Source organism: Streptomyces bobili (genome assembly GCF_002154575.1).
Classification (GTDB): Bacteria; Actinomycetota; Actinomycetes; order Streptomycetales; family Streptomycetaceae; genus Streptomyces; species Streptomyces bobili.
Genome location: NZ_MUBA01000338.1, coordinates 1 through 9,241, shown reverse-complemented (window position 1 = coordinate 9,241; position 9,241 = coordinate 1). Strand labels below are relative to the sequence as shown.

The following is a 9,241-nucleotide window of genomic DNA, read 5'->3' as shown; positions in this document are numbered from 1 at the left end:
ATCAGCGGCGAGAAGCCGGCGCCGATCAGTGTCGCCGCCTGGTAGCCGAGCGAGGCGCCCGTGTAGCGGACCCGGGTGCCGAACATCTCGGTGAGCAGCGCGCCGAGCGGCCCGTACATCGTGGACTGGGCGATGCCGTGGCCGAGGACGAGGGCGAGGATCAGAAGGCCGGGGGAGCCGGAGTCGACCAGCGCGAGCACCGGGAAGGCTAGCGCCGCCGAGGCGACCGCACCCGCGAGCACCACGGGCCGGCGGCCGATCCGGTCGGACAGCACGGAGGCGGCGGGCAGCACCAGCAGGGCCACGCAGGAGGCGATGGTGACGGCGGCGAGCACCTGCGGTCGACTGTATGCACCGTGTTCACGGCCGACCGCATACGAAATCATGAATCCCGTCAGCAGTGACTGTGCGGTGAACGCCCCGATGCCGACGCAGGCCGCGAGCAGTACCGGCTTCGGCCGGCGCAGCACCTCGAGGACCGGCGGCCGGTCGAGCGGCTCGGCCTTGCGGAAGAGCGGGCTCTCGGCGACCCGCAGCCGGACGAACATGCCGACGGCCAGCAGCACCACGCTCAGCAGGAACGGCACCCGCCAGCCCCACTCGCGGAACTGGTCGTCCGGCAGAGTGGAGACGAGCGTGACCACACCGGCCGACAGCACGGAACCGAGCGGGGCACCGAGCTGGGAGAAGCTGGACCACAGGCCGCGCCGGGCGTTTCCCGACCCTTCGGCGTGCTCCGCGTGCTCGACGATCATCAGGGTGGCGCCGCCCCACTCACCGCCGATCGCGAGGCCCTGCACGACCCGCAGGGTGACCAGCAGGACCGGCGCCCACACGCCGATCGCGTCGTAGGTCGGCAGCAGGCCGATGAGGAAGCTGCCGGAACCCATCAGCGTCATGGTCAGCAGCATCATCGACTTGCGGCCGATCCGGTCGCCGAAGTGGCCGAAGAGGAGGCCGCCGAGGGGGCGTGCCACGTAACCGGCGGCGAAGGTGCCGAAGGCCGCGATGGTCCCCACGGCGGGGTCGGCCCCGGGGAAGAACAGATCGCCGAAGACCAGCGCGGCGACGGTGCCGTAGACGAGGAAGTCGTAGAACTCGACGGTGGTGCCGAGCAGCCCGGACAGGGCGACGCGGCGCAGTTGCGGGGACGGTGGGCGGGCGGACGTACGGGATGGCTGCACGGGGGAGCTCCCTGGGGAGAGGGCGGAGGTGGTGCAGGTGCCGGTGGAGAGTCCGGCGTCCCGTGAAGTTAGGCAGTACGTCGGCAGTCGTCAATCATTTGCACAACATCAGTTGAGTCCGTCCTCCGCGATGCGCAGCAGCAGGGCGTGCAGCGTGGCGCGTTCCTGCTGGTCGAGCGGGGCGAGGAGTTCGTTGGTCACCCGCAGGCCGGCCGCGTCGGTACCGCGCAGGAAGGCGCGGCCGTTCTCGGTGAGGACGACGATCCGGCTGCGGCGGTCGTCCGGGGCCGGGCGGCGCTCGGCGAAGCCCAGCTTCTCCAGGTCGTCGACCAGGCCGACGATCGCGCTCGGGTCGTAGCCGAGGCGGGTGCTCAGTTCGCGCTGGAGCGCGCCCTCGCCCGTGGCGAGGAAGCGCAGCACCGCGTAATGGCGCAGGCGCAGCCCCGACTCCTGGAGGGATGTGTTGAACAGCTGCCCCGAGCGCAGCCCCAGCCGGTACAGCAGGTAACCGGTGTCGGCGTGCAGTCCGCGCATCCATGGTTCGTCCGCGTCGATCGAGGTGGCGTTCACGGTCGGGGTGGCGTTCGCGTCCGTGGTCGGGATGGCGTTCACGGTGTCGTCCTGGCGGGCGATGGCGGGCTCCCTGGTGTCGGCCCCGGAGGGCGGTCTCGGCACGGCGATTCCAGCATGGTGACTCCAGCATGGCGCACCCGTAGGTCGACAACAACTATTGACGTCAACAATTATTGCTCTTAGCTTCGATCTCGAAGCCGCAACCCCGAAATGCGGCCGCACCCCTGTCGAGGTGCGGCCGACCCATGTGAAGGGACACCGTCGTGCCCAGCATCGATCTCACCGGCAAGGTCGCCGTCGTCACCGGCAGCGGCCGGGGCCTCGGCCTCGCCTACGCCCACGCCCTCGCCGCCCACGGCGCCCGCGTGGTCGTCAACGACATCGACGAGACGGTCGCCGAGCAGGCCGTGAAGTCCATCGCCGAGGCGGGCGGCACCGCCGTCGCCGAGGTGGTCGCCGTCGGCACCGCCGAGGCCGCCGACCGGCTGGTGAACCGTGCCGTCGAGGAGTTCGGGCGGCTCGACATCCTCGTCACCAACGCCGGCATCCTGCGCGACAGGGTGCTGTGGAAGATGACCGACGACGACTTCGACGCGGTCGTCACCACCCACCTCAAGGGCACCTTCACCTGCGCCCGCGCCGCCGCCGTCCGGATGCGCGAACAGGGCGAGGGCGGCACGCTCGTCCTGGTCGGCTCCCCGGCCGGCCAGCGCGGCAACTTCGGACAGACCAACTACGCCGCCGCCAAGGCCGGCATCGCCGCCATGGCCCGCACCTGGTCCATGGAACTCGGCCGCGCGAACATCACCGTCAACGCCATCGTCCCGGTCGCCGCCACCGCCATGACCGAGACCATCCCCGCCTTCGCCCCCTACGTCGAGGCCATGAAGGACGGCGAGCCGCTGCCCGCCTTCCTGCGCAAGGGCGAGGGCTTCGGCACCCCCGAGGACTGCGCGGCCCTCGTCCCCTTCCTCGCCTCCGACGCCGCCCGCTCGATCACCGGACAGGCCATCGGCATCGGCGGCGACAAGGTGACACTCTGGTCGCATCCGCAGGAGATCCGCACGGCCTACGCGGACGGCGGCTGGACTCCGGACGGACTGGCCGAGGCCTTCCCCACCTCGGTCGGCGCGGAACTCCAGACCGTCGGCATCCCGGCACCCCAGTTCCCGGAGGCGTGATGGCCCCGTCCATGAACGTCGAGGACCTCGTCGCGATCGACGTCCACACCCACGCGGAGGTGTCCTCCCAGGGCCACTCCTCCCTCGACGACGACCTGCACGACGCCTCCTCCGCCTACTTCAAGGTCGAGGGCAAGCGCAAGCCGACCCTCGAGGAGACGGCCCGCTACTACCGCGAGCGCAGGATGGCCGCGGTGATCTTCACCGTGGACGCCGAGTCCGCGACCGGTACGGCCCCCGTCCCCAACGAGGAGGTCGCCGAGGCCGCCGCCGCCAACGCCGACGTCCTCATCCCCTTCGCCTCCGTCGACCCCTTCCGCGGCAAGGCCGGCGTACGCCAGGCCCGCCGCCTGGTCGAGGAGTACGGCGTGAAGGGCTTCAAGTTCCACCCCAGCATCCAGGGCTTCTTCCCCAACGACCGGGCCGTGGCGTACGCGCTGTACGAGGTGATCGAGGAGACCGGCGCCATCGCCCTGTTCCACACCGGCCAGACCGGCATCGGCGCCGGCGTACCCGGCGGGGGAGGCATCCGGCTCAAGTACTCCAACCCGCTGCACGTCGACGACGTCGCCGCCGACTTCCCGCACCTCAAGATCATCCTGGCGCATCCGTCGTTCCCCTGGCAGGACGAGGCGCTCGCCGTGGCCACACACAAGCCGGGCGTCCACATCGACCTGTCCGGCTGGTCGCCGAAGTACTTTCCGCCGCAGCTGGTGCAGTACGCCAACACACTGCTGAAGGACAAGGTCCTCTTCGGCTCCGACTTCCCCGTCCTGACCCCCGACCGCTGGCTCGCCGACTTCGACAAGCTGACGATCAAGGACGAGGTGAAGCCGAAGATCCTCAAGGAGAACGCCGCCCGTCTGCTCGGGCTGACCACACCGTGAAGGGGCGTGGAGATGCGCAACGAGGGACTGGGGTCCTGGCCCGCACGCAGGGCCCGTAAGACTCCGCACCGCACAGCCCTCATCCACGGTGACCCGCCGGCGGTCCGCGGTGAGCTGTCGACGGTCCGAGGCGATCTGTCGACCGTGCGCGGTGAGCGGTCGACGGTGCACGGTGAGTTGTCAGCCGTCCGCGGTGAGCTGTCGACGGTCCGCAGTGAGCCGTCGACGATCCACGGTGAGCGGTCGACCGACTACCGCACATTGCATACACGCACCACGCGCCTGGCCCACGCTCTGCGCGCCCGAGGCGTCCGGCGCGGCGACCGGGTCGCCTACCTCGGCCCGAACCACCCCTCCTATCTGGAGACCCTGTTCGCGGCCGGCGTCCTCGGCGCGGTCTTCGTGCCGCTCAACATCCGCCTGGCCGGGCCCGAGATCGCCTACCAGCTCGCCGACTCCGGCGCGAAGGCCCTGGTCTACGGTCCGGCCCACGCGGGCCTGGTGGCAGGACTGCCAGGCAGCACCGACGTGCGCACCTACCTCGAGGCGGGCGCCGAGTACGAGGAGGCGCTGGCGTCGGCCGCACAGGACCCGATCGACGAACCGGTCGGCGCCGACGACACCTGCATCATCATGTACACCTCGGGCACCACCGGCCGCCCCAAGGGCGCGATGCTCACCCACGGCAACGTGACCTGGAACGCCCTGAACGTCCTCGTCGACCATGATCTGATCACCGACGAACGGGCCCTGGTCTCCGCCCCCTTGTTCCACACGGCCGGGCTGAACATGCTCACCCTCCCGGTCCTGCTCAAGGGCGGCACCTGCGTCCTGGTCGAGTCCTTCGACGCGGACACCACCTTCGACCTGATCGAACGCCACCGCATCACCTTCATGTTCGGGGTGCCCACCATGTTCGACCAGATCTCCCGGCATCCGCGATGGCCGGCCGCCGACCTGTCCTCCCTGCGCATCCTGACCTGCGGAGGCTCCCCGGTCCCGACCCCGCTGATCGACGCCTACCAGGAGCGCGGTCTGACCTTCCTCCAGGGCTACGGCATGACCGAGGCCGCCCCCGGCACCCTCTTCCTCGACGCCGAACACGCGGTCACCAAGGCCGGTTCGGCCGGTGTCCCGCACTTCTTCAGCGACGTACGGGTCGTCCGCCCCGACCTGGCGCCCGTCCAGCCCGGCGAGACCGGCGAGGTGATGGTGCGCGGCCCGCACGTCATGTCCGGCTACTGGGGGCTGCCCGAGGAGACGGCCGCCTCCTTCGCCGACGGCTGGTTCCGCAGCGGGGACGCGGCGCGCGTCGACGAAGACGGTTACGTGTACATCGTCGACCGAATGAAAGACATGATCATCTCCGGTGGCGAGAACGTCTACCCCGCCGAGATCGAGGACCTGCTCCTCACCCACCCCGACATCGTCGAGTGCGCGGTCATCGGCGTGCACGACGACAAGTGGGGGGAGGTGCCGCGGGCGGTGGTCGTGCCGCGCGAGGGAACCTCGCCGGACCCGGACGAGATCCTGGCCTCGCTCGCCGGCCGGCTCGCCAAGTACAAGATCCCGAAGTCGGTCGTCATCGCGGACGAACTCCCCCGCACCGCCTCCGGGAAGCTCCTCAAGTCCCGGGTGCGCAAACGCTTCGGCGACAACTCCTAGCGACTCGGCGACAACCTCCGCCTCCTCCGAGCCATTCGGCGACAACTCCCATCCGAAGGACAGCCACATGAGCCTCACCGTCAACGGCCTCGACGAGCTGAAGAAGCTGGCCGGCAGCGACCTGGGTACCAGCGAGTGGATCGAGGTCACCCAGCAGCGCATCGACACCTTCGCCGACGCCACCGGCGACCACCAGTGGATCCACGTGGACCCGGAGCGCGCCAAGGACGGCCCCTTCGGCGCCCCCATCGCCCACGGCTACCTCACCCTGTCCCTCTTCATCCCCCTGTTCACCGAGCTGCTGGACGTGCAGGGCGTCACCACGAAGGTCAACTACGGCCTGAACAAGGTCCGTTTCCCCTCGCCCGTGAAGGTCGGCTCCCGCATTCGCCTCACCGCCCGGCTCGCCGAGGTCGAGGAGGTGCCGGGCGGCGTGCAGATCACCGTCGACGGCGCCGTCGAGATCGAGGGTGGCGCGAAGCCGGCCGCGGTGCTGCAGAGCCTGTCGCGCTTCTACGCCTGACCGGCCGGCGCGCCGCGCCCCACCGCAGCGGCTGCCTGACGGCCGTCGCACCACCCGTCCGCCCGGTTGTCCGCGCGACCGTTTCTACGCCGGATCGGGGCGCACCGGCACCAGGTCGAGCAGGCGCCGCGCCAAGGCGTCCGCGAGCGGGGTCAGCCGTTCGTGGACGCCGCGGAACGTCTTCTCCGCCTGCTCGGCCGGCCAGTCGTCCGGCAGATGCTTGACGGGCAGACGGGGATCGCTGCGGATGATCCGCAGCCACTCGGTCTGCAGCAGCAGCCGCCGGGCCAGGGCGTCGTCGGGGTCCGGCGTCGCCGTCTCCCAGGGCTGCCAGCGCCGTAGGAACGCCGTGTAACGGTCGGCGAGTTCGGGGAGTTCCCAGGTCTCTTCGATCATCGTGCCGATGTCCGTGCCGGCGTCGGCGTTCGCACGGAACACCTTCACGTGGGAGGCGAGCCCGAGTTCGGCGACCAGGGCGGACACGTCGACCTCGCCGGGGGCGATCCACAGCCCGCCGAACAACGGGCCGAATCCGCTCCAGGCGAGTTTCGCGCGCAGGTCGTGACGCTGGCGCTGCCAGGACTCCGGCAGCGAGAAACCGAGCAGGGTCCAGGTGCCGTCCCACTGCCGGTTCACGGCACCGGTCTGCCACATCCGCCGCTCACCGTCGAGCAGCACCTCCGCGGAGTGCTCGGTGAGGCCGAAGTACATACGGCGGCCCTCGCGCTGGCGGCGGAGCAGGCCCCGGTTGACCATGCGGGTCAGCGTCGAGCGGGTCGCCTGCTCGCCCACGCCGGCGCGGGCGAAGACGTCGATCACGCTGCCCGAGTACACGCACACGTCGCGTCCGAGCACCTGCTCGCCCAGGAAGGTGAGCATCAGGGACTGCGGTCGCAGCGACTCTTCGGTGGTCACGCGGCCACGGTACCTCCGGTCGGGTTCGGGCCGGACACCCACCGTGCCGGCCGAAACCGGCTCAGCCACCCGGCGTGGCCGCGGGCACCGGCTCAGCCGTCGCACGGCGCCCGCCGGCAGCGGCTCGGCCGACCGAGGCCCCCTTGGGCCCAGCCGCCCGAGGTACCCTTCGGCACCCGTTCAGCGGCCCACCACGTCGACGAAGACCGGGTTGGCGTAGAACCAGGTGTCGGCCCACGGGTCGCCGTCGCCCGGCGTGTGCGGGATCGGTCCGTGTGGGTCGACTGCGGCACCGAGGTAACCGGTTCCGTGCCGGTTTCCGTCGCTGCCCCGCAGCCGCACGTAGAAGGACTCCTCGCCCGCGGTCAGCGGGACCCGCAGGGTGTACGTCCCCTTGCGGCCCGAGACGTCCTTCGACCAGGCGACCTTGGTGTCCGGTGCCCGCCAGCCGTCCCGGTCGGCGGCCGGGCCCCGCACCGCACCCCGGACGACGTCCACATGCGCCAACTCGGGCAGGACTCCCTGGGGATTGGGGCGGGAGGCGCTGGTGACGGTGATGTTCAGGGTGAGCTTCTCGCCCTTGCGGACGCGCAGCCGGCCGCCGAGCGTGACGCCCCGCCCGTGGTCGTGCTCGCGCTTGAGCCGCACCTCCAGCCCGTCCAGCAGGTGCCCGTGGTCCAGCCAGACCCGGCCCGCGCGAAGCCCGGCCATCACCGAGCGGTAGCCGTGCCGGGTGACGCCGACATGCGTGCGGCTGAACTGGCCGGGCCAGAAGTCGCTGCCCGGCTGCGGGGAGTCGGTGTTCACCGGGTCGGGCAGCCGGCCGGTGGTGTCGAAGGTCGCCCCCGGCGCCCAGTCGCCGTTCTTCCAGGTGTCGGAGACGATGCGGTGGGCGTCGGAGTTGGTGGTGACGGAGAAGACCCTGCCCTCGGAGAGCAGCGCGTCCCACAGCCCGCCGACGGTCGCCGTCGCCCAGTCGAAACCGCCGTACGTCACAAAGGCGTCCGCCGGATATCCGGCCCAGGACTGCGCCGTCGGCCTGTTCTCGTACTCGCCGCGGATCGACGTCGGACCGCGCCACCCGGGTACGGCCGCGCCCTGGGCGCCCGGTGCGCCCTCCATGCCGATCATGACCTCGGGTGCCGCGTCCCGCCAGTCGCGCATCTCGTGCGGAGAGTCGATGCCGAGGCGCATCGGGTGGTTGGCGAGGACCAGGACGTCGTCGACGTAACCGGTGCGGCGCTGTTCGGCGAGCCACTGGATGGCCTTGACGGCGTGGGCCTCGTTGCGGGCCGTCTCCGCGGCCCCGGCGGCGCCCTGGGTGTAGCCGAGGAGCTTGCCGTCGTAGGCGCTCTCGAAACGGGTCAGCAGATCGACCTCGTGCGGACCGGGAGCCGCGAACACCGTGGCGTGCTCGGCGGCCGGGATGTACCACTCCAGACCCTGGAAGATCAGCTGGCGCGGGTTCTGGGCGCGGGCCTTGAGGATCTCGTCGTGCTCCAGCGGGGCGCCGTACTTCGCGTGCCCGACGTTGGAGTGCTCGGTGAACACCATCCAGTCCAGGCCGTACGAGGCGCCCGCCGACGCCAGTTGCGAGAACGTGTACTTGGCATCGTGGCTGTAGACGGTGTGGATGTGATGGTCGCCGACGAGGTAGCCCAGTCGAGGGTCCTCACCACCGAGACGGCCGAGGCCGGCGGCGGCGCTCCGGCCCACCCCCTCCCGTCCGGCGGCGGCAGCCGCGCCGGCCGTCGCCGACCCGAGCGCGAACGCGGCGCCGAACAGCCCGGACGCCCGCAGGAGTTGACGCCGGGACGCGCCCTGGGCGTCGAGATCGGCGGGGGAGACGGACGGGTCCGCCCAGGAGGGCAACTGCTGCTCGGTCATGACTCTCTCTCGGTGCTCGGGGGATCGGGGCGGGCTCAGTGGTTCATGAAGGCGGTGACGGGCAGCGCCCGTTCGACGATCCGGACGTCGCCGAGCCGGCCGTGCAGGATCTGGTCGATCCGTCCGCCGTAGGCGTAGCCGCCGAGCAGCCACGGCAGCCCCACGGACGTGATGCCGACCGCCCGTGCCTTCGGGTTGCGCACGACCGGGCAGCCCTCGACGTAGAGCGTGGTGTGCCGGCCGTCGTTGACGACGGCGAGGTGCCACCAGGTCTCCAGGGGCGTCTGCTGGCCCCAGTTGGTGGCGATGCCCTCCTGGTTGAGGGGACGCATGGCCCACTGCGGCTCACGGTCGTTGGAGAGGGAGAGGGTGGCCAGCGGCTCGTCGGGGTCGTCGGCGGTCTTCCCGGCGGCGCCGCCGGTGCCC

General features: G+C 71.1%; 9 protein-coding genes. 4 read left to right on the top strand and 5 right to left on the bottom strand.

What is annotated here, in order from left to right; translation table 11 throughout:
- Both BZL64_RS25550 and BZL64_RS25545 read right to left on the bottom strand, forming a co-directional pair.
- Positions 1 to 1,184: MFS transporter (locus tag BZL64_RS25550; protein WP_086771536.1), on the bottom strand; the 1,184-nt coding region annotated here is incomplete at its 3' end.
- A gap of 108 nt (positions 1,185 to 1,292) precedes the next feature.
- Positions 1,293 to 1,718: a MarR family winged helix-turn-helix transcriptional regulator gene (locus BZL64_RS25545; RefSeq protein WP_086771540.1), complete on the bottom strand. Its 426-nt coding sequence runs from the start codon at positions 1,716 to 1,718 to the stop codon at positions 1,293 to 1,295.
- Positions 1,719 to 2,020: 302 nt separating this feature from the next.
- On the opposite strand from BZL64_RS25545, the gene BZL64_RS25540 reads away from it, so the two are divergent.
- The 4 genes from BZL64_RS25540 (at position 2,021) to BZL64_RS25525 (ending at position 6,013) form a co-directional block, all read left to right on the top strand.
- The gene (locus BZL64_RS25540; RefSeq protein WP_086771535.1) at positions 2,021 to 2,938 is read left to right on the top strand and encodes an SDR family NAD(P)-dependent oxidoreductase; all 918 of its coding nucleotides are present in this window, start codon (positions 2,021 to 2,023) and stop codon (positions 2,936 to 2,938) included.
- Positions 2,939 to 2,949: 11 nt separating this feature from the next.
- Complete coding sequence (locus BZL64_RS25535) at positions 2,950 to 3,825, top strand: amidohydrolase family protein (RefSeq protein WP_086771539.1); 876 nt, start codon at positions 2,950 to 2,952, stop codon at positions 3,823 to 3,825.
- A gap of 12 nt (positions 3,826 to 3,837) precedes the next feature.
- Positions 3,838 to 5,490: an acyl-CoA synthetase gene (locus BZL64_RS25530; protein ID WP_244205495.1), complete on the top strand. Its 1,653-nt coding sequence runs from the start codon at positions 3,838 to 3,840 to the stop codon at positions 5,488 to 5,490.
- Between the two features lie 67 nt (positions 5,491 to 5,557).
- A complete protein-coding gene (locus BZL64_RS25525; protein WP_086771534.1) occupies positions 5,558 to 6,013 on the top strand; it encodes a MaoC family dehydratase in 456 nt (151 codons plus the stop codon).
- Positions 6,014 to 6,097: 84 nt separating this feature from the next.
- Here BZL64_RS25525 and BZL64_RS25520 read toward each other — a convergent pair whose 3' ends face one another.
- From BZL64_RS25520 to BZL64_RS25510, 3 genes are all read right to left on the bottom strand, one after another.
- Positions 6,098 to 6,928, bottom strand: coding sequence for a PaaX family transcriptional regulator (locus tag BZL64_RS25520; protein WP_244205494.1), 831 nt, complete (start codon positions 6,926 to 6,928; stop codon positions 6,098 to 6,100).
- Between the two features lie 180 nt (positions 6,929 to 7,108).
- Positions 7,109 to 8,815: a PHP domain-containing protein gene (locus BZL64_RS25515; protein ID WP_086771533.1), complete on the bottom strand. Its 1,707-nt coding sequence runs from the start codon at positions 8,813 to 8,815 to the stop codon at positions 7,109 to 7,111.
- 35 nt (positions 8,816 to 8,850) lie between these two features.
- Positions 8,851 to 9,241: LamG-like jellyroll fold domain-containing protein (locus BZL64_RS25510; protein WP_143663315.1), on the bottom strand; the 391-nt coding region annotated here is incomplete at its 5' end.

What these genes read in the sequence shown, in the direction of transcription:
- BZL64_RS25545 (WP_086771540.1), bottom strand. Translation starts at nt 1,718, where the DNA reads ATGCGCGGACTGCACGCCGACACCGGTTACCTGCTGTACCGGCTGGGG.
- BZL64_RS25535 (WP_086771539.1), top strand. Translation starts at nt 2,950, where the DNA reads ATGAACGTCGAGGACCTCGTCGCGATCGACGTCCACACCCACGCGGAG.
- BZL64_RS25530 (WP_244205495.1), top strand. Translation starts at nt 3,838, where the DNA reads ATGCGCAACGAGGGACTGGGGTCCTGGCCCGCACGCAGGGCCCGTAAG.
- BZL64_RS25525 (WP_086771534.1), top strand. Translation starts at nt 5,558, where the DNA reads ATGAGCCTCACCGTCAACGGCCTCGACGAGCTGAAGAAGCTGGCCGGC.
- BZL64_RS25515 (WP_086771533.1), bottom strand. Translation starts at nt 8,815, where the DNA reads ATGACCGAGCAGCAGTTGCCCTCCTGGGCGGACCCGTCCGTCTCCCCC.